General features: G+C 47.4%; 10 protein-coding genes. 4 read left to right on the forward strand and 6 right to left on the reverse strand.

All coding sequences use genetic code 11. The features are described 5' to 3' along the window. The first annotated feature begins 104 nt into the window (after positions 1-104). Positions 105-458, forward strand: coding sequence for a hypothetical protein (locus AC1S8V_RS23050; RefSeq protein WP_482070931.1), 354 nt, complete (start codon positions 105-107; stop codon positions 456-458). Positions 459-636: 178 nt separating this feature from the next. Here AC1S8V_RS23050 and cymR read toward each other — a convergent pair whose 3' ends face one another. Then, a complete protein-coding gene (gene cymR, locus AC1S8V_RS23055) occupies positions 637-1056 on the reverse strand; it encodes a cysteine metabolism transcriptional regulator CymR (protein ID WP_076212458.1) in 420 nt (139 codons plus the stop codon). Positions 1057-1377: 321 nt separating this feature from the next. Between cymR and mnmA the strand changes: the two genes are divergently transcribed. Further along, positions 1378-2502 (forward strand): tRNA 2-thiouridine(34) synthase MnmA, encoded by a 1125-nt coding sequence (gene mnmA / locus AC1S8V_RS23060; protein WP_482070932.1) that lies wholly within the window; start codon positions 1378-1380, stop codon positions 2500-2502. A gap of 131 nt (positions 2503-2633) precedes the next feature. Here the strand turns inward: mnmA and AC1S8V_RS23065 are convergent, their stop codons facing one another. The 3 genes from AC1S8V_RS23065 to AC1S8V_RS23075 form a co-directional block, all read right to left on the reverse strand. Then, positions 2634-2864, reverse strand: coding sequence for a fluoride efflux transporter FluC (locus AC1S8V_RS23065; protein WP_482074560.1), 231 nt, complete (start codon positions 2862-2864; stop codon positions 2634-2636). 109 nt (positions 2865-2973) lie between these two features. Further along, positions 2974-4281 (reverse strand): replication-associated recombination protein A, encoded by a 1308-nt coding sequence (locus AC1S8V_RS23070; protein ID WP_482070933.1) that lies wholly within the window; start codon positions 4279-4281, stop codon positions 2974-2976. A 41-nt stretch (positions 4282-4322) separates the two neighbouring features. Continuing rightward, positions 4323-5213, reverse strand: coding sequence for a LysR family transcriptional regulator (locus AC1S8V_RS23075; protein WP_482070934.1), 891 nt, complete (start codon positions 5211-5213; stop codon positions 4323-4325). Between the two features lie 140 nt (positions 5214-5353). On the opposite strand from AC1S8V_RS23075, the gene AC1S8V_RS23080 reads away from it, so the two are divergent. Both AC1S8V_RS23080 and AC1S8V_RS23085 read left to right on the forward strand, forming a co-directional pair. After that, positions 5354-6097 (forward strand): SDR family NAD(P)-dependent oxidoreductase, encoded by a 744-nt coding sequence (locus tag AC1S8V_RS23080; protein ID WP_482070935.1) that lies wholly within the window; start codon positions 5354-5356, stop codon positions 6095-6097. Beyond that, complete coding sequence (locus AC1S8V_RS23085; protein ID WP_482070936.1) at positions 6094-6996, forward strand: DMT family transporter; 903 nt, start codon at positions 6094-6096, stop codon at positions 6994-6996. The genes AC1S8V_RS23080 and AC1S8V_RS23085 overlap by 4 nt, the downstream gene beginning before the upstream one ends. 182 nt (positions 6997-7178) lie before the next feature. Here AC1S8V_RS23085 and AC1S8V_RS23090 read toward each other — a convergent pair whose 3' ends face one another. Together AC1S8V_RS23090 and AC1S8V_RS23095 are read right to left on the reverse strand one after the other, a co-directional pair. Then, a complete protein-coding gene (locus AC1S8V_RS23090; RefSeq protein ID WP_482070937.1) occupies positions 7179-9365 on the reverse strand; it encodes a HelD family protein in 2187 nt (728 codons plus the stop codon). 248 nt (positions 9366-9613) lie between these two features. Next, a complete protein-coding gene (locus tag AC1S8V_RS23095) occupies positions 9614-22996 on the reverse strand; it encodes an amino acid adenylation domain-containing protein (RefSeq protein WP_482070938.1) in 13383 nt (4460 codons plus the stop codon).

The raw sequence follows: 22996 nt of genomic DNA on the forward strand, positions 1-22996 counted from the left end.
TCTATCTCATGGCATACTATTAAAATTGGAAATCTAAACGGATGCTCTATTGTCGCTTCTTCGTGTATAATGTTCTATATCCATTTCAAAAAGGAGAGAGAGACATGAGTGATCCAATTCTCGGGCAGATTCTGAATCAGCTTCAACAAATGGACAAACGGTTCGACAGTATCGATGTACGTCTTGAAAAGATGGAAGACAGACTGAATACCATGGAAAGCAGATTAGGTACCATAGATGGCAGATTGGACACCATAGAGGAACAAACTAAAAACATTCCGCTTCTTCAACAAGCTGTTCTGGAAACATTGACCGTTACGAAACGGCTGGACGCTTCCCACTCCGCCTCTGAACGCAAAGTAACTACCGAATTGAATACCCATCAGCACAGCATTGATATTTTGAATCGCCGTCAGTTACGCATGGAAGCTGATATAGAAACCTTAAAAAGTCGCTGATTTACAAGTTATCCAGTTAAGTTCACACTTGACCATCTTGTAAATCCGCGGCTGAATACATAGCCCCTGATCAAATTAAAATAATCTGTAGAAATTGAAGAACAAAGTACCCATTGGCATGTCTAAAGCCCCCAAGTTGGAGGCTTTAGTGTGTCTTCTGTGATGCGAATTAATGACCTTAAATGTAAAACATGTAGCTGTCTTTTTTGTCCTGATCCTGGAAGGTAATCAGGTCTTTCAGTGTTGTGGAATCCAACACTTCGGCAATGCCGTCACGAATACGCAACCATAGATCACGCTTCGCCGGATCATCTTCCTCCGTGAAGTCTACTGGAGAGATTGGCCCTTCCAGTACACGGATTACATCGCCTGCAGTCACGGTTGCAGGATCACCTGCAAGGATATAACCACCGTAAGCACCTCGAATGCTCTTAACCAGTCCTGCATTGCGAAGCGGAGCGATCAATTGCTCCAGGTAATGTTCCGAGAGCTGGTTGCGCTCGGCAATGCTTTTAAGTGATGTAGGGCCTTCGCCTGTTCTGGCAGCCAGCTCCATCATGATCGTGAGGCCGTAACGGCCTTTTGTCGATATTTTCAAAGGAGTCACCTCTTTCAATTTTCAGAAACGATTGGAAACTTTATATTTTATCCTGTGGTCTACGACCGTCTGTTTCACGATCTGTCCACAGCAGAGATTCATAGAACTAAGCTTTAACCTTCTAATCCTCCGTATTCCGATCATAACTCTCAGCTAATGTTAACATATCTGCATGCTTTATGGAAAAGAAAGATTGACGATATTCCAAAATGTGCGTCTGTGGTGGACACTATCCAAAGTTGGCCGGGTGTATCGTATCTTGAGCCCAGTTATGCTAGAATAAGAAACGAAACACATTTATATATAGAAATGGTGATAACGATGTCCAAAACAATTGAAAATACACGGGTCGTCGTTGGCATGTCCGGAGGTGTCGATTCTTCCGTTACCGCACTGCTGCTGAAAGAGCAGGGTTACGATGTCATCGGCATTTTCATGAAAAACTGGGATGACACCGACGAGTTCGGCCACTGTACCGCTGAAGAAGATTCAGAGGATGTACGCCGCGTATGTGAACAGATCGGCATTCCTTATTACACTGTCAACTTCGAGAAAGAATATTTTGATAAAGTATTTACCTATTTCCTCGATGAATATAAGTCGGGTCGCACGCCAAATCCGGATGTCATGTGTAATCGTGAGATCAAATTTGGTGAATTCCTGAACAAAGCTCTGGATCTCGGCGCAGATTATGTAGCTACAGGACACTATGCTCGTCTGGTTGAAGAAGATGGCACATTCAAGCTGCTGCGTGGTGTGGACAACAACAAGGATCAGACCTATTTCCTTAATGCACTCAATCAGAACCAGTTGTCCAAAGCCATGTTCCCGATTGGTCACCTTCCGAAACCGGAAGTGCGCAAAATTGCAGAAGCGGCTGGCTTGTATACCGCTAAGAAAAAAGACAGCACAGGGGTCTGCTTCATCGGTGAGCGTAATTTCAAAGAATTCCTGAGTAACTATCTGCCTGCCAAAGGCGGAGACATGGTTGATATCGCGACCGGTGAAGTCAAAGGCCGTCATGACGGTCTGATGTACTACACACTTGGACAGCGCCAAGGTCTTGGCATTGGTGGTTCAGGCAATGGTGAACCCTGGTTCGTTGCAGACAAGAATCTGGAGAAGAATCAGCTGCTTGTTGTTCAGGGCGATGCCCATGCAAGCCTGTACTCCACAGGTCTAACCGCAACGGGTGTGAACTGGATTGCTGGTGCAGAGCACATGCCTAAAGTGCCATACCGTTGTACTGCCAAGTTCCGCTATCGTCAGCCGGATCAAGGTGTTACACTGACCTGGCAGGAAGATGGAAGTGTGGATGTACAATTTGACCAGCAGCAAAAAGCCATTACGCCAGGACAAGCCGTTGTTTTCTACGACGGAGAGGTATGCCTGGGTGGGGGTACGATCGATCAAGTGCAAAAAGTACCTGTACCCGCAATGCAGTAATAGAGCTTGTCCATTAAAATGCGGATTATACACAATACCGTGTATCCCTATTAAAAAAGCCGTCTTTCATGTATACCATGAAGGATGGCTTTTTTCCTGCTTTTATTTGCAAAAAAATTAAAAATAGTTCGTTATGCAGTCAACCATACTCCTGCCAAGGAGGCCAACACCCCGACTACAGCCGAACTGACCACATAGAACGCAGCTCTGGCGTATCGTTGCTGACCCATAAGTCCTAACGTTCCATAGCCAAAGGTGGAGAATGTGGTGTACGCACCACTGAATCCGGTTCCCCACATCACCCAGGTTCCATCTGAGATCATCTCAGATTGGTGCCACCCGTATAACAATCCAAGCAGCAGATATCCCTAGCTGTATGGCATATCGTGTCAATATACCGAGAAATCCGCCAGCCCTATATATAAAATCTCTTTCATGTAGTGTTGCATCTCCCGAGTGGTGTGTCTGTTCTTACAATTCCCTGCGCCGCTGTTGGTTCAGCCTGATCTTCGATTCGTTGCCTTGCTCCGTTGCCTCATAGAATACTCTACGTGAAAGCTGCTTTGGTAAATATTCCTGCTTCACATAATGCCCCGGGTAATTGTGCGGATATTGATAGCCCTCATGTCCAAGCTTCACGGCACCCGAGTAATGCGTATCTCTCAAGTGAAGTGGAACTTCTGCTGATTTCACCTCATCAATCGCGTTCATGGCTTTCGAGATGGCGGTGTACACTGCATTGGATTTCGGACTTTCGACTGCGAACAGAATCGCTTGTGCAATGTTCAGCTTGGCTTCAGGCCAACCGTTATTCCGGTACGCATCAAGTGCTCCAATGGCCTGAGTCATCGCTTGCGGATTCGCAAGCCCAATGTCTTCACTGCTCGCTGCAATCAGACGACGAATAAAGGTCATCGGGTCCATGCCGAGCTTCTCCACGGCGTATAGAAACCAAAACAGCGCTGCATCACTGGAACCCCGGATACTCTTGTGAAATGCAGACAAAACATCATATTGTGTGGATTCATCCGCCTTCACAATGGGGCGCCGAATAGACTCTTCTGCTACACCAAGCGTAATATGAATGGATCCATCCTTCTCCGGTGGCGTGGTCAACGCAGCCAGTTCAAGCGCGTTAAGCGCACGCCGAATGTCCCCGTTGGCCATTGTTGCAATATGCTCAAGCGCCTCATCGTCCGCCTGCAGTTCCATGAATCCCAGACCTTTGTCCGCATTTCTCAATGCTCTGCGCATCGATATAAGGGAATGCTCTTTGTTCAGCGATTCCAGCTGGAACAGGGTGGAGCGACTCATCAAGGCTCCATTGACATAATGAAAGGGATTCTCTGTTGTCGCGCCGATAAAAATAATCGTGCCCTTCTCTACCGCTGGCAATAGCGCGTCCTGACGTGAACTGTTAAACCGGTGTACCTCATCGAGAAAAAGAATGGTTTTGGTTCCATACAGCTGTTTGTTCGTTTGGGCCTGTTCGATGACTTCACGCACATCCTTGACGGAAGCTTCCACTGCATTCAGGCGGACAAACTGTCCTTGCGTTTGCTGGGAAATAATATGTGCCAGGGTTGTCTTGCCGCATCCCGGAGGGCCGTATAACAAGATAGACGAAATCTGATCAGCCTCGATGGCGCGCCGAAGCAATTTTCCCGGTCCAATAATATGTTCCTGTCCAATATATTCATCCAGGTGCTCTGGCCGCATGCGGTCCGCAAGCAATCTAGCTTGTGGTTTTGAATCCTGTTGAAACGAAAATAAATCCATTGCTCATCACTTCCTTAACGGATTGCCTTGCCTTGAGTACATTACACTTCTGATGGTTCTCCACTCTCTATCATATCATACTCCCGCGGTAACATAGCCATAAATGCATGAAGTGCACTGCTGACAAAGGCATCCTTGCGAGTAATAAAATGAGTCATCATGCGATTCATACCTGCGGGGAGTGTATGCGTGCGCAGTAATCCATTTTCGATCTGATGTCTAATCACAATCTCTGGTAACAACGAAATTCCCATACCTGACGTAACCCCACTAATAATCGCTTCAAGGGTTCCAAATTCCATAATCACTGGGCGGGTAACACCACCGACCTCTAACCATTCCTCCAAAATCTGACGATAGGAACACCCCATGCTGTAGACAAGAATGGGTTTACTCTTAAGATCTTCATCCGTAGGACCCATACCAGAATAGACAACAAATAGTTCCTCATCAAATATGGGAATAGAAACGATGTCGGGGTGATCACAGGGACAGCCTATAAATGCTCCTTCCAATTCATACCCAATAACCTGATCCATAAGCATCTGCGAATTGCCAGTAACCAGTGACAAGGAGACATCTGGATACTGTTTATAATATCTGACGAAAAGTTCAGGTAGTCGCACGGCCGCCGCGGTTTGTGTAGACCCTATTCGCATTGGACCTGATGGTGTACTCGTAGCCCCAAGCGCCTTGGAAGCATCATTCAGCAGACCAATAATTTTATCTGCATAGGTCAGCAGCACCTCTCCAGCTGGAGATAACGTCATGCCTCGGTTATGACGAATGAACAACGTTGTACCCACTTCTGCTTCCAGATGCCTGATTCGTGCCGTTACGTTGGATTGAACATACCCCAGTTTAGACGCAGCTTTGGTCAGATTTCCTTCCTGTGCAACACACTGAAATATTCTAAGATCCCCGCTCTCCATGGTCCCTCCACTCTGACATCATTCAAAATGATATCCAATTCACTACCAATCATTATACTTCATGTGTAAACCGGACTACAATTCATGTAGATCCCAAACCAGTCATCCGATTGACTGGATGATGATAAGGAGTGTTCAGCATGACATACTGGAAAAATAGAGTTGCTTTGATCACAGGTGGTGGAACAGGCATAGGCCGTGCTGTAAGTCTGATGCTGGCTGAGCGTGGAGCGTTGGTTGCCGTCAACTATTCCCGCTCACAAGATGCAGCAAGCGAGACTGTTCAACACATTTTGGATACGGGCGGCCATGCATTCGCTGTTCAAGCCAATGTAGCCGATGATCTTGATGTCCGGCGGATGGTCACTACAGTAATTGAAACCTATGGCCCGATCACTGCACTTGTAAATAACGCCGGAATCACGCAGCATATCCCCCTGCATGATCTGGAGTCTGTTACTGATAACGTCTGGGATGAACTGGTTGATGTGAATGTGAAAGGCATGTTTCATTGCGCTCGTGCAGTGACGGAAGGCATGAGACAGGCAGGTGATGGTTCCATCGTGAATTTGGGCAGCATCGCAGGCAGTACGGGTTCGGGCTCCTCCCTCCCATACGCCGTCTCCAAAGCGGCAGTTCACGGTCTGACCTTATCACTTGCGCACGCACTCTCACCACACATTCGGGTGAATGCTATCGTCCCTGGCGCAGTTGCTACAAGATGGTGGGCTGGAAACGAGGAGCGAATGCAGCGTCTCGGTGGAGAAGTGTTATTGCAGCATATTGCCTCACCTGAGGATATCGCACACATGATCTGTGCTGCGCTTGAACAGCAATCCATGACCGGGCAGCTAATTACTGTAGATAGCGGACAGACGTTATGAGCTCCAGTCATGATAAAGATACCCGGATCATAAAACCATTGAAATATACACTATTGATCATTTTGACAACGCTAATCATGGGTACTTCTTTTCCAGTCGGCAAGATCGGTATGTTATATGCACCACCTTTCATGCTTATGGGTATACGTTATGTACTGGCAGGTGGCTTAATGGCCTTGTTCCTTCGTAAACGTCCTTTGCCCACTGAATGGCAGTCATGGTTGAAAATAATCCTCATTGGCCTGTTCCAATCCGCAGGAGTGATGGGCTGCGCCTACTACAGCATGAACTGGATTACATCCGGTGAATCGGCCATGATTACGTTTACCAATCCGTTGCTGGTCATTATCCTCAGTGCTCTCTTATATAGAGTGACCTACCGTTTCAGTCAATGGATTGGTGTTCTGCTCGGTTTCGTGGGGATTATGTTAACCTTTGGATGGCATATGAGCTTTAGCCCTGGAACCTGGATTGGATTTGGCGGTGCGATCTCCTTTGCAGTATCGACATTGCTCATCAAACGTTGGGGCGATGCCTACGATACCTTTGTCTTAACAGCCTATCAGATGCTCGCGGGAGGTGCTGCGTTGCTTCTGCTGAGCGTATGGACTGAACAGCCTCACTTTATGGTGAATACCACCTCGGTTATGGTGCTGCTCTGGTTAACGCTTGTTTGCTCCATCCTCCAGTTCTCACTCTGGTTTTATTTGCTGCAACATAGTGATCCTGCCCAAACCAGTTCGTATCTGTTTCTGGCACCGTTCTTTGGGATATTGTCGAGTTGGATTTTGCTGGGAGAGTACGTTCAGTGGTTTGCATTGGCAGGAGGTTTACTCATTGGTGTCGGTATATTCCTGGTGAACCGTCGCTCATCCAGAATGAGAAATAGCATAACCTAACCCTGGACTTCCTCATCGTTCTTCCTTGGAAGATTAATCAATTCTCGCACAAAAGCAAAAAAAAGGCATGCGCTTATGGGACTTTCCCATAAACGTCATGCCTTTCTTTGGTTCAGCAAACTTTATCTACCCCAGCTCATAGAGCACTATCTACGTAAGCTAAGCAATCATCATGCTCTCAGTTATTTGGTGTCGCTCTCTGGCCAACCCTGAATGGTTACGGGCTCGCCATCGGGATTATGTGTTGCAGCCGCGTATTCTGGCAATTCCCCCTCGTAGAACAACCACAATTCGTGCAAGGCCCGTGTACAACCAACGTACAACAGTTTTGCATCACCCGCATTCGGCAAATAATGCTTCTGGTCTACGTCTGCCACAATAACAGCATCAAATTCCAACCCTTTGGACAGATAGACCGGTAAAACAGAGTGCCCACCCGTGTACTGCTTTTTGCCACCATCGATCAGGTTCAGATCCCAGCCTGCGGCCTGCAGTTCACGATGAAGTTCCTCTGCTTCATGCAGTGTACGGGTCAGAATGGAGACCGTTCGGTAGTCTTTGACTGTTAACACCTTCAAAGCCTCTTCAAGGCTCGCTGTCCGCCCTTCGCCTCCATAAGTCAACGTCCGAACCGGATCACCGCTCCGGAAAACAGGAATCGCCGTAATTCCGCTCTTGACGCCACGTTCCAGAATCGTATTGGCATAGTCGATAATTTCCATCGTCGAACGATAACTTCGAGTCAATGCAAAGTATGCATTCTGTTCCTCAGGAAATAGAGAACTCATCTCTTCCCACGCATGAACACCACGGTACTCATGTATCCCTTGAGACAAGTCACCCAGTATGGTGAAGGAATGTCCTTTGACGAACTGATCCAATAACGCCACATGAAAAGGTGAAAAGTCCTGCGCTTCATCAATCACGACATGATCAAACCGCTCCGAACCCTCAATATCATGGACCAATGTATGAATGTATACCAATGCAGGCAGATCCTCTTCACGGACGATATCCTGCTTCAGATCTGCTGCCGTTTGTTTCATGACTAGTTTTGGAATAAGCCCGCTGAGCGAGGCTGGCACAGAACCACCCTTTGCAGCTTTGAACAGCTGTTTGTATAGCGTAAGTGGCTCATATTGAGGCCACTTTTTGGCATAAGCTTTCTCACGAGTAGACGCTTTTTTCTTGCGTTCTTTGCGCACAGCTTCTGGCATCGGTTTCTTGAGTTCCATCTCAATCCAGCGGTGAACCCGCGCCATGACCCGTTCTTTGCGTTTGGCCAGCGGATAATGCTTGTATTCCTCACCGAACCAGTTCTCGATCTCTGTCTTGCTGAGCACCTTACCATCCCATGGACTAAAGTCCATATCCGGTACGGAATCCTCTTCCATGCCCGACAGCCACTCTCGAATAAGCTCCATGAAGCGGATTGATCCTTTGTAACGTCCAGGTACATCATCATTCAATTCAGGCCTCGCATCTGGTGTTTCGAACCAGGTGTTCAATGTCTCCGCCGTATCCGCCAAAGGCATCTCCAGCCCCAGCAAGTTCATCGCCCAATCCGGGAATGTCCGCTGCTGAATATCCCCTACACCAAGTTCCGGGAGCACATCCGAGATGTAATCCAGGAACATATGGTTGGGTGCAAAAATAACCATTTTCTCCGCAGATACCTGCTCTTTATACTGATACAGCAAAAAGGCAAGCCGATGCAGGGCAACCGTTGTTTTCCCGGATCCGGCTACACCTTGAATGATCAATGCGGTGTTTCTCGCCGCACGAATAATCAGATCCTGCTCCGCCTGAATCGTAGATACGATATCACGCAGTTTGTTATCTTTGTTCTCTCCCAGACGATAAACGAGAAATTCATCGGATACCGCTGGCTGGTCGCTGTCACGGTTATATGTATCCGCCACACGTTCCAATATCCGCTGCCGAATAACAACGTTTCGTTTCAGGTACACCAGACCTTCAATAAGCCCTTCCGGGGCTTCATACGTAGCGGAGGCTTCCCCTCCGGTAAATGAGTAAAACAGGCTTGCGACAGGAGCACGCCAATCGATGACGAGCGGATGCTCTCCCACCTCTTCGCGGTCTACGCCGATTTTGCCAATATACAGCGGTTTCCGTGCACCACTGCCCTGTTCTTCGAAATCCAAGCGTCCGAAATAGGGTTGCTGCGCGCTCTTGGACAAGGCGGTGCGGCGCTCTTCGCGTCCAGCTTCCAGCACTTGTTCTGTGAAGTCGTGGCCGGTATACACCGGTATATTCTGCAGTCGTTCCAGCTGACTGTCCACTTCCTCCATCGTTCGCTCTAACCTGTACTCTTCTTCTTGATAGGCACTTTGAAAGCTGTCTGACATGTTTCAGTTACCTCCTAAGAATATGTTTGCTCTGCATCGCCTAGATCTGGCAATACAAAAGGATACTTACTATATCACATAGGGCAATTGAAAGCCACATCCGTTTTATGAGTTATACAATGAATGATTAAACAGAAAGCGGCTGTGATCTGAAAATAAATTTCAGACCACAACCGCTTCGCGTGGCAAGCTATGCTGACGTTCATCGCAAACGATTCAATACGTCTCCAACCATATTGCCATCCCTGCTACATCGATGTTGTCACGCTGGAAAGGGATTGTTCCAACAATTCGAATTCCTTCTGAAGAACAGCATCCAGATTATCCTGGCGTTTGGAATAGAGAGGATAATAAATGACCAGTGAATCCGCAAACCGATTAACAAAAATCTCATTTGTCGTACGGTAATGGTCAAGAGTCATCATATTTTTAAAGTCCTCATAAGAAAGATCAAATGTAGCTTGGAAATTCACTGACAGCAAAGAGGGTAGCCAATACATCAATTGTTTTTCAATCTCATGAACAAGTTCCAGATAATGAATACTTTGCTCCCGTTTTACTTTTTGGATATGTTCTACTTGTTCCTGTATAGATTGAAATCCTGTTTCTCCTGCTTCCTGCACCACAATAGGAAGCATGTCCAGAAACTCGCCCATAACATGACTGTAGCTGCCTGGTGTATAAGCACGGTCCTCTTGAAGTATAAAAACAGGAATCCTCTTTGAAGATGGTGGGATCAGACCGTTTTCTTTAGCTATAATTTGAACGGCATGCAGTAGTAAATCCCAAGGTTTTTCCTTATATACCTTCAGCAAATTAGGTCCAAGAGGAATCACCGAAGCAACCGACTGGCTGATTTCATTCGATACGTTATGATCCATATATTCATGAAGAACAGGAATCCATTTTTCCATATTCCCCGGTAAAGTCAGTCCGCTTCCTTTGAATAGATCGTTTTGCTTGTGTTTATCCGCTATATATTGACTATAAGAGAGCAATGTTTCACGAGGAGTATTCATCATGCTCCCTTCGTCAAACATTTCCTTAAAGATGACTGTGCTCGTCTTATCCCAGACACTGTGATGGGCAATAATATGAATTGTATGCTGCCGCTCGGCATTTCGGACAATGACCAGCTTAACAAGCAACTGTGAAGATCCCTCGTTGAATTCTATAGGACTCAGTTTGCTGATCTGCTGAGAGACCGCATTCCGCTCATCTGGACTTGCATATCGTAAATCGATATAAGGCATATGCCAAGCGTGATCCCACTCATGTTCACTTATCGTTCCTACTAGCGAATCCATCCGGTAAGAACTTCGCAGTGCAGACTGCATTCTTATGATTTGATGACACGCTTGAATAATTTCTTTCTGGGTCCGTGAACCCTGCAATTCAATTTTTTCCACGACCACTGTGTCTGCTGTACGAATGAACAATTGCTGTAACACAGAAGGAGCATAACTATTCAGAACCGGATAATCTGTATTATGATGAAACTTATGCGGATCAAGCAGTTCTGCACCATACTTCCCTTTCACCATCGCATGGGAGCTTGTTTGTTGGGAAGTGCTCACTTCAATACAGTGACTCACGATGTTCTTCAACTTATGCATGAATGCTGCGGCCAAAGCATGCATCTGACGGTCATCACATGCTTCGCGTTCATAGCTGATCCGCATCTGCAGGCGTTTGTCCATCACTGCTCCGTTCACCGAGATCGGCGTTCCAAACCGGTTTGCTTCCGATACCTCTTCCCCGCGCTCCCCTTGACTCAGACGCCACGTCCCTTGGTTCGTCTCCTGACCGAATTCACCCAGATAGTTCAGGGTAACTTCAGGCTCAATTCCGGATAGCTCGCTTTCACCCAGCCATTTGAGAATGCCATAGCCAATCCCACGGTTCGGCACACAGCGCAAGATCTCCTTGGTCTGCTGAATGTCTTCTCCAAGATCTTGACCCATGCCTGTTATTGCCACAGGATAGATACTTGTGAACCATCCCACAGTCCGGTCCATCACGTACTCTTCTCCAATTCGTTCCCGTCCGTGACCTTCCATCTGTAGGGCAGCCGTTCCTTGTCCCGTTACCGTCCACATGGCCTGGGCCAGCGCTGTTACCAGCAAATCATTAATCTCGGTATGGTATGCCCGGTTGGCCTGATATAACAATGCTTCCGTCTGCTTCACATTCAGACTGACCTCCAGGTGTCCAATCCCTTCTCCGCTACCTCGGCCGCTCCAGCGCTTGCCACTTTCTTCCATCTGAGCTTCTACGGTTTGCCAGTACCCGAGTTCCTGCTGAAGCTCTGCGCTCTTCCGGTACCGTTCCAAGGCTTTGCTCCATCCCGCATATGACCCTGTCTTCGGAGGTAAGGTCACTGCCTGTCCAGCCAGGATAGACGCGTAAGCTTGCTGCAAATCTTCTAACAGAATCCGCCAGGACACCCCGTCAATCAACAGATGGTGCACAATGAGCAATACATAATCCCGCTCATTGGTGTGGAACAATCCGACGCTTACGAGAGGACCGTTCGCCAGGTCCAGACTCCGCTGCATCTGGTCTGCCTGCTGATGCAGCGCTGTCCGCGCCTCTGCTTGATCCGTAATCGAACGATAATCCAGCACAGTCATTTCATAGGCCGCACCTGATGCAATTGGGCGAATGGTTTGCACACCCTCACGGTAAACTGCACGCAGCATGTCATGATGAGCAGTGATCGCATCCAGAGCTTGCCTCAACGCCGTCTCATGGATCGCATCCACGCTCTCCAGCAGGAAGGACTGATTGAAATGATGTGGTTCGCCCAACGATTCGGACCAGAACTGACATTGGATCGGCGTAGGATTGACCTGGCCGGTTACTTCTCCTTGCTCTACTGTACTGGCGACACTGACCGTCACTTCTGAACTCATTCCGCGGATCGTCCGTCCTTGCATAATGGTTCGCACACCGAGGTCATACCCCTGTTCCCTCATCTTGGACAGAATGCGGATGGCTTTAATCGAATCCCCGCCCAGTGTGTAAAAGTCATCATCAATGCCGACCTGTTCAAGTCCCAGCACCTCACGGAATACCGTGGCAATGACTTCTTCCAGTGCGTTCCGCGGTGCAGTGTACGTCTGCTTCGAAGTCCGGTCCGGTTCCGGCAGTGCTTTTCTGTCCAGTTTACCGTTCCTTGTCAGCGGTAGAGCCTCCAGCTGTACCACGTAAGATGGCACCATGTATGAAGGCAGGATACTGCGCAGATTCTCTCGAATTCGCTCCCCGTCTAGCTCGCCTTCGCCGACTACATAAGCACACAGATAATCATCTGCATCTTTTCTCAGCTGTACCGTTGCTTCTGCTATACCGGCTTGCTCCAGTAACCGGCTCTCGATCTCTCCAAGTTCAATTCGGAATCCTCGCAGCTTCACCTGCTGATCCATGCGGCCCAAATACTCAATATTCCCATCCGATCTCCATCTGGCCAGATCTCCCGTCCGGTACATCTGCTCTTCTGGACGATAAGGATTGGCTATAAAACTCGTGGCTGTCCGTGCTGCCTGATTCAGGTATCCCTGGCTTACCCCGGCTCCGCCTACGTACAGTTCCCCTGGCATACCGATACCGCAGAGTCCACTCTCATTCATAATATATGCGTATGTGTTCGATATCGGTTTGCCGATCGGCGTTTTGGTTCCTCGCGTTTTCCGATTGATCGGATAATACGTTGAGAAGGTTGTATTTTCAGTCGGTCCGTACACATTGGTTAATCGTACCCCGTGATCTCTGGCCAGCAATAGATCTACATGTTCCTCTGAAGTCGCCTCTCCTCCGAATAATAGCTGTGTTACTCCATCGAATATACCAGCATCCAGACGAATAAGCTGGTTGAACAGCGCTGTTGTTATAAACATCAGATTGATTCGGTTTTGCGTCAGTACCTCTCGCAATTCTGCGGGATCAGTCAGCGTATCCTCCTCGATCAGGAACAGGGTTCCCCCATTGAGCAGAGCTCCCCATATTTCAAAAGTCGAGGCATCAAACGATAAAGAACCGGTTTGAAGGATTCGGGCATTGGTAAAATCAGCATAATTCGTCTCTTTTACCAGCCGGTTAATGCTTCGGTGCTCTACCATAACTCCTTTCGGTTCACCTGTCGTTCCTGACGTGTACATCAGATAGGCAATGTCATCAGCATGAACAGACCAGTCTACACCCGTACCCTCTCCCACTGCTTGTCCCACGGTCTCAGGCGGAGGGGCGACTTCTTCCCGCGCTCCTTCGGATTCCAGCATGGACAAGATCGTAACTTCACTGGTTTTCAGTGCTTCTGGCTTCTGTTCACCGATAAGGACTATTTTGGCCCTACTGTCCTTCAGCATGTAGGCTATTCGTTGATCCGGATATTTGGGATCAATCGGCATGTACGCTGCTCCGACCTTCAAAATCGCCAAAATCCCCGTGATCGTGTTCGTATTCCGCTCAGCCATAATGCCTACGTATTCTCTGCGCTCTACACCTGCAAGCCGTAACTGTTCTGCCAGCTGATTGGAACGCTGCTCCAGTTCACGGTACGTCATCTGCTCTTCGCCTGACACGACAGCTAGCTGATCAGGGGTCAATGCAGCCTGAGAATAGAACAGATCTACCACGCTTCGGTCAGATGGATAGGCCGTGTCCGTTGCATTAAATTGATTGAGGATCAAATGTTTTTCATGCGGATGAACTATACTGATCGCACCTAACATCTGGTTCGGATCACTCAATGCATTCTTTAAAAGCTCTTCAAACTGTGCTGCCATCCGCTTAATCGTGTCCATGTGGAAGAGTGCTGTGCAATACTCCCAGTGAAGATCATACCCCTGCTCAGTCTCGCGCATGCTGACGGTTAGATCGAACTTGGCAATTTCATACGGATATTCTACCGGATTCAGGATTAAATCACCCAAAGCTAGTGTAGAAAACTCATTGTTCTGCAAAGTGAGCATGACATCAAATACAGGGTTTCTGGATAAGTCCCTCTGTCCTGCGAACTGGTCCACGACACGTTCAAACGGATATTCCTGGTTCTCATAAGCTTTCAAGCACTTCTCCTTGATCTGATGTACAAGTTCACTAAACGTTTGAGAAGCACTCAGTTCACCTCTAATTGCTAGTGTGTTAACAAACATGCCTAGCATATTCTCTGTATCAGCATGAACTCGGCCTGAAATCGGACTTCCTATTATAATATCTTCTTGTCCGCTGCATTGGCTCAAAAGAAGCATAAAACCCGATAAAAGAATCATGTAATCCGTTGCTCCCGTTGAATGGGAGAGCTTCCGTACTGCTTCTTTTGTTTCCTTGCTTAATTGGAATGGAATACTGCTTCCATCGAAACTCTGTTCCTTCGGACGAGGTTCATCTGTGAAAAGTTCGAGAACAGGAATATCACCAGAGAGCTCCGATGCCCAGTACTGTTCCTGCTCAGACAAATCCCGCTCATTCTGCCAGCAGCTATAGTCTTTATATTGAACTCTCAGCTCCGGAAGAGTTCGCCCTTCAAACAGATATTGTAAATCTCTCATTAAAACGGGAACTGAACCTCCATCATAGATCATATGATGAAAATCCATCATAAAAATCGCATCATCCTCATCTATTTGCCATACTTTCGCACGCATCAAAGGTGCGACAGTCAGATCAAAGGGACGGATAAATGTTTTCATGGCAGATGCCATATGTTCATACGTTCCCTTTTCATATTCAAGTTCAAAATGAACTTTGTGTTTTACAATTTGAACAGGCTCTCCATTTTGAATCTCAAAGCTTGTACGTAACGGTTCATGCCTATCCACCAATGCTTGCAGCGCTTGCTGCAGCTTCTCAACATTTAACTTGCCTTTCAACTGGATGAATTCAGGCATGTTGTAGGTAATCGTTCCAGGCTGCATCCGATCAATGACGTATAATCTCTTCTGCGGAGAGCTCGTCTCATAATAAGGAAGCACTTTCTGTGCAGGGATAGGTACAAATGAACGGGAACCCTTCATCTCTTTGGCCCGATTAGCCAGCAGGCGTACAGTTGGATATGCAAAAACATCTCTTACAGAGAGACGCAGACCTGCCTGAGTTTCCAGTCTGTTAACCAGACGAGCAGCACGTAATGAATGACCTCCACGCTCAAAGAAATGATCTTGCACCCCAACTGGAGATACTCCTAAAATTTCACTAAAAATATCTGCTATGCATTGCTCAATCTCATCACAAGGGGCTTCATACATAACGCTGCCTTCTAATTCAGGTTTTGGCAGTGCTTTTCTGTCCAGTTTACCGTTCCTTGTCAGCGGTAGAGCCTCCAGCTGTACCACGTAAGATGGCACCATGTATGAAGGCAGGATGCTGCGCAGATTCTCCCGAATTCGCTCCCCGTCTAGCTCGCCTTCGCCGACTACATAAGCACACAGATAATCATCTGCATCTTTTCTCAGCTGTACCGTTGCTTCTGCTATACCGGCTTGCTCCAGTAACCGGCTCTCGATCTCTCCAAGTTCAATTCGGAATCCTCGCAGCTTCACCTGCTGATCCATGCGGCCCAAATACTCAATATTCCCATCCGATCTCCATCTGGCCAGATCTCCTGTCCGGTACATCTGCTCTCCTGGACGATAAGGATTGGCTATAAAACTCGTGGCTGTCCGTGCTGCCTGATTCAGGTATCCCTGGCTTACCCCGGCTCCGCCTACGTACAGTTCCCCTGGCATACCGATACCGCAGAGTCCACTCTCATTCATAATATATGCGTATGTGTTCGATATCGGTTTGCCGATCGGCGTTTTGGTTCCTCGCGTTTTCCGATTGATCGGATAATACGTTGAGAAGGTTGTATTTTCAGTCGGTCCGTACACATTGGTTAATCGTACCCCGTGATCTCTGGCCAGCAATAGATCTACATGTTCCTCTGAAGTCGCCTCTCCTCCGAATAATAGCTGTGTTACTCCATCGAATATACCAGCATCCAGACGAATAAGCTGGTTGAACAGCGCTGTTGTTATAAACATCAGATTGATTCGGTTTTGCGTCAGTACCTCTCGCAATTCTGCGGGATCAGTCAGCGTATCCTCCTCGATCAGGAACAGGGTTCCCCCATTGAGCAGAGCTCCCCATATTTCAAAAGTCGAGGCATCAAACGATAAAGAACCGGTTTGAAGGATTCGGGCATTGGTAAAATCAGCATAATTCGTCTCTTTTACCAGCCGGTTAATGCTTCGGTGCTCTACCATAACTCCTTTCGGTTCACCTGTCGTTCCTGACGTGTACATCAGATAGGCAATGTCATCAGCATGAACAGACCAGTCTACACCCGTACCCTCTTCCACTGCTTGTCCCACGGTCTCAGGCGGAGGGGCGACTTCTTCCCGCGCTCCTTCGGATTCCAGCATGGACAAGATCGTAACTTCACTGGTTTTCAGTGCTTCTGGCTTCTGTTCACCGATAAGGACTATTTTGGCCCTACTGTCCTTCAGCATGTAGGCTATTCGTTGATCCGGATATTTGGGATCAATCGGCATGTACGCTGCTCCGACCTTCAAAATCGCCAAAATTCCCGTGATCGTATGCGTATTCCGCTCTGCCATGATACCAATGTAATCTCCGCGCTCTACACCTGCTCGCCGTAACTGCTCTGCCAGCTGACTGGAACGCTGCTCCAGTTCACGGTACGTCATCTGCTCTTCGCCTGACACGACAGCTAGCTGATCAGGGGTCAATGCAGCCTGAGAATGGAACAGATCCACCACGCTTCGGTCAGATGGATAAGCCGTGTCCGTTGCATTAAATTGGTTAAGGATCACGTCCATTTCATTCTTGTCAGTAAGTCGAATTTGATCCATAGACACTTCAGGATTCACAACGATTTGGATCAAAGCACTACGCAGCCGTCCCAGAATTCTAGACACTTCTTCCCTGCTGTATCGATGGGTATCATACATCAGAGCGAAATCTAACGTTTCTGCATTCATGGCCAGCAATGTCAACGAATAATTCGTTTGCTCCCTTGCTTCAATCATTTTAAAGCTTTCATCCTGCGCTGCTGTCTCAGGCTGGACAAAATAGTTTTCGAATGCCAGCATCGTCTGAATCAGATAGCTTCCCTGCTCATGCAAATTCTGGATATCCGCCAGCGAACAATAATCATGCTCCGAGCTTTGCAATGCTTGCTGCTGCAAAGACAGAAGCAGCTCACGCATTGTGGTTTTGGCTTTCGCCTGGACATGTACAGGGATCATATTAATAAACAGGCCAACAATCTCTTCAACATGAGGCAGATTTATATTTCGGCCAGATACGATTTTCCCAAACACAGCCTCACTTGAATCATTGTACTTTTGAAGTACGATTCCCCACGCTGCCTCCACCATCGTATTGACAGTTATCCCTAAATGAGAACAAAGATTTTCAACCTCAATGGTTTCACTCTTGCTTAATCCAAGCTCGACGCGCTCTACCTCTTTGTCAGTCGAATCCGGATTCCCCTCGGGAACAATGTCTGAGGAAGATTCATAATCCTGAAGAAGCTCTTTCCAGTAGCTCAGGGAGGAAGCCTGGTCTTTTATCTCCAGTTGAACGATATAATCTCCATATGAAGTTGGCATAGACAAGTTTTGTTGCAGTTCCTCTTTTGAGGTTCCGTGAAGAATAGACATATAAAAATACAATAAGTCTTTAACAAGAAGAGACATACTCCAGCCATCCATAATAATGTGGTGGAAAGTGAGTACAAGCCGTGTATCTTTTTCCTGAAAATCCACTAGTACTGCGCGAAGCAAACTGTCATTTTCTAGATCGAACCCCCGCTCAACATCCTCTCTCTTTACTTTTTCCCAAGCATGAGAGCTTTCTGGATCATTCCTGAGGTCAAGATATGAGAACTCCACGTTTTTGTAATTCAGCAGTACCTGACGAGCTATACTGACCTGTGTATGAACGATACTTGTACGTAATACATCGTGCTTGATTGTCAATAATTGAAGACTTTCTTTCAATGCCTCAATGTCGATTATTCCTTCCATCTGATAGACGACCTGAACAACATAACTTGTAGAGGATGGTTCAGATACTTTATGGTACAACATACCTTCCTGCAGTGAGGTAAGAGGATAAATCCGTTCCAACTCGTATCCCTGACGCTGGATCTTAAGCATTACACCATTCAATTCTTTCTGAGTCCAGGTACGTTCTCCGAAGTCAGAAGGGGTATGCTCCGTTTCGCTTCTGGAAACACAATGCTCAATGAGCTCAATAAGCTTATCCATGAACGCTTCGGCCAAAGCATGCATCTGACGGTCATCACATGCTTCGCGTTCATAGCTGATCCGCATCTGTAAGCGTTTGTCCATCACTGCTCCGTTCACCGAGATCGGCGTTCCAAACCGGTTTGCTTCCGATACCTCTTCCCCGCGCTCCTCTTCACTCAGACGCCACGTCCCTTGGTTCGTCTCCTGACCGAATTCACCCAGATAGTTCAGGGTAACTTCAGGCTCAATTCCGGATAGCTCGCTTTCACCCAGCCATTTGAGAATGCCATAGCCTATCCCACGGTTCGGCACACAGCGCAAGATCTCCTTGGTCTGCTGAATGTCTTCTCCCGGATCTTGACCCATGCCTGTTACTGCCACAGGATAGATACTTGTGAACCACCCCACAGTCCGGTCCATCACGTACTCTTCTCCAATTCGTTCCCGTCCGTGACCTTCCATCTGTAGGGCAGCCGTTCCTTGTCCCGTTACCGTCCACATGGCCTGGGCCAGCGCTGTTACCAGCAAATCATTGATCTCGGTATGGTATGCCCGGTTGGCCTGATATAACAATGCTTCCGTCTGCTTCACATTCAGACTGACCTCCAGGTGTCCAATCCCTTCTCCGCTACCTCGGCCGCTCCAGTGCTCGCCGCTTTCTTCCATCTGAGCTTCTACGGTTTGCCAGTACCCGAGTTCCTGCTGAAGCTCTGCGCTCTTCCGGTACCGTTCCAAGGCTTTGCTCCATCCCGCATACGATCCTGTCTTCGGAGGTAAGGTCACTGCCTGCCCAGCCAGGATCGACGCGTAAGCCTGCTGCAGATCTTCTAACAAAATCCGCCAGGATACCCCGTCAATCAACAGATGATGCACAATGAGCAACACATAATCCCGCTCATTGGTGTGGAACATTCCGACTTTTACGAGAGGACCGTTCGCCAGGTCCAGACTCCGCTGCATCTGGTCTGCCTGCTGATGCAGCGCTGTCCGCGCCTCTGCTTGATCCGTAATCGAACGATAATCCAGCACAGTCATTTCATAGGCCGCACCTGATGCAATTGGGCGAATGGTTTGCACACCCTCACGGTAAACTGCACGCAGCATGTCATGATGAGCAGTGATCGCATCCAGAGCTTGCCTCAACGCCGTCTCATGGATCGCATCCACGCTCTCCAGCAGGAAGGACTGATTGAAATGATGTGGTTCGCCCAACGATTCGGACCAGAACTGACATTGGATCGGCGTAGGATTGACCTGGCCGGTTACTTCTCCTTGCTCTACTGTACTGGCGACACTGACCGTCACTTCTGAACTCATTCCGCGGATCGTCCGTCCTTGCATAATGGTCCGCACACCGAGGTCATACCCCTGTTCCCTCATCTTGGACAGAATGCGGATGGCTTTAATGGAATCCCCGCCGAGTGTGTAGAAGTCATCATCAATGCCGACCTGTTCAAGTCCCAGAACTTCTCGGAATACAGTAGCGATGACTTCCTCCAGTGCGTTCCGCGGTGCAGTATACGTCTGCGTCGAAGTCCGGTCCGGTTCCGGCAGAGCTTTTTTGTCCAGTTTGCCGTTCCTTGTCAGCGGTAGAGCCTCCAGCTGTACTACGTAAGATGGCACCATGTATGAAGGCAGGATACTGCGTAGATTCTCTCGAATTCGCTCCCCGTCTAGCTCGCCTTCGCCCACGACATAAGCACACAGATAGTCACTACGAGTGTTATCCGTTTTAACGACTACAACAGCATCCTGGACGGATTCTATATTGCGTAAATGAGTCTCGATCTCACCTGGTTCTACACGGTACCCCCGGATTTTAACCTGATCTCCAATTCTGCCGAGATATTCAATCGTTCCATCTGTCTTCCATCGAGCTAAATCTCCGGTTCGATATATGCGACCACCCGGAACATAAGGATTGGAGACGAATTTTTCGTTAGTTAAATCTGTTCGATTAAGATATCCTCTGGCCACGCCTGCTCCACCGATACATAACTCGCCAGGTATTCCATATCCACATAACCAATCATCCTGCAATATATAAATCTGCGTATTCCACAGCGGCCGACCAATAGGGACGTTGCCTCCATAGTCTTCCTCAAGCTGCATATAAGTCGCACAAACCGTAGCCTCTGTAGGCCCATATAAATTAACCAGCCTGTCCGTTCCACTACCTGTCAGTTGCGTATATTTGCTTACCAAATCAGGTGTAAGAGGTTCGGCACCCAAATAAATTTTTTGCAAAGACATCAACTGTTCAGCTAGCTGATGCAGCTCTGCATATTCCAGAATCATTCTGAATGAAGATGGAACAATCAGAGCATGAGTTACCTGCGTTTTGGTTATCAACTCCAGCAGCTCTTTCGGGTCCCTATTTTCCGATTCAGTTGCGAGGACAAGTTTTCCTCCAGCAAGGAGGATTGAAAATTTTTCCCATACAGCTGCATCAAAAATGTAAGTGGATTTCTGCAGCATTACGCTGTCTTCATGAAGCTCGCCCGTTGCACGCTGCCATGAAACCAAATTGACCAAATTTCTATTTTCTACCAATACTCCCTTGGGCTGACCCGTCGTACCGGAAGTATATATAACGTAGGCCAGATGTTCTGGCTTAGCTAAAGGTTGAGGATTTTCTTCAATCTCTTCCTGCACCTCTGCCACATTTAATATCTGTATTCCCTGTTGTTCTTCCAGCGCAGCTGCAGTTTTTTTAGTGTTCTCCTCAAAGACGATGTGGCTTGTTCCACTATCTTCAATAATATAGCGAATACGCTCTAACGGCTGCTCCGGATCGATTGGCAGATAAGCAGCTCCAGCTTTTAAAATACCGTAGATGCCAATAATCATATCCAGAGAACGTGTTGCAATCAAAGCCACGATTTGATCCGGACCTACCCCTTTTTCTAGTAAAGTAGCACCAACTGCATTAGCTCTTGCGTTCAGCTCACGATAAGTTAATACCCGTCCTTGAAATTCCACAGCAATATGCTCTGGAGCACGCGCAACCTGCTCCTCAAACAGCATAATAGCTGTCTTTTCAAGGTTACATTCCCGTTCAGTGTTATTAAATTCGGCTAATACCCTTTTTCGTTCGACCGAAGTTATCAGTCCAAGCTCGCTAAGTACAAGATCTGGCTGGGCCATGATCTCCCCTACAAGTTCTTTAAATTGCAGTGCCATATGCTGAAGCGTATCTGCAGCAAACAAAGCATCACAATATTCCCAGTTCACGTTGTAACCCTCTTCTACCTCTTCCACACTCACGGTGAGATCAAACTTCGCTACGGTAAGACCTACATCCATAGATGTTAAGAGTGCATCGCCAAGTTTAAAGCTTCCATGTTCATTCTTTTGCAGGACAAACATGACATCAAACAACGGATTACGAGCGGGGTCACGTTCTACACCAATTTTTTCTACCAATTCGTCAAATGGATATTCCTGATTTTCATATGCTTTCAAGCATCGTTCCTGAATCTGACTCAACAACGTTTGAAAAGTCATTCCGGTCCGGAATTCCCCACGTATAGCTAATGTGTTCACAAACATTCCCAACATCTCGTCTGTCTCTGCATGAACACGGCCAGCTATAGGGCTTCCGACGACAATCTCGTTCTGACGAGTGTAACGATTCATCAGTACCATGAAACAAGCCAGTAAGATCATATATTCTGTCGCACCACTATGATGACTTAACTGTTTAACCCGCTCTTTAAGTTCCAGCGGTAATAAAAGATCTATGCTTCGCCCTCCGTATTGCTGCTGCTGCGGTCTTGGATAATCTGTTTTTAAATCAAGCGTAGAGACTTCTCCAGAAAACTCTTCTGTCCAGTAGCGCTCCTGCTCACGCATATCCCGTGAATTTAACCACGCGCTGTAATCCTTATATTGAATACGCAGAGGAGGTATTTCCTCATTGTTATAGAAATGGCAAAGATCAGAAAGGAGGACGTGTTTAGATCCATCATCAAAAATAATATGGTGGATATCCAGCATTAGGACATGCTCATTGGATGAAATCCGGACTATTTTAGCTCGCATCAGAGGAGCTTCACCGAGGTTAAACGGTCTCACATGCTCCTTGAACAACTGTTGTATCTGATCTTCGGATGCTTCTTCATAGTCAAGATAGATATCGCCCTCTTCCTTAACCACTTGCAAAAACTTATCTTTTTGATGCACAAAATAGGTTCTGAGAGGCTCGTGCCTTGCACAAAGCTGAGAGAAGGAGCGCTGTAAACGCTCCACATCAATCTGCCCCTCAATTTTCCAAAGCATCGGGACATTATAGACAATATCGTTTTCATGCATCTCGGTAATGGCGAACATTCTTTTCTGTGCTGAACTCATTCGATATTTTTTACTCAT

It is taken from the genome of Paenibacillus sp. B46(2026) (assembly GCF_056786355.1).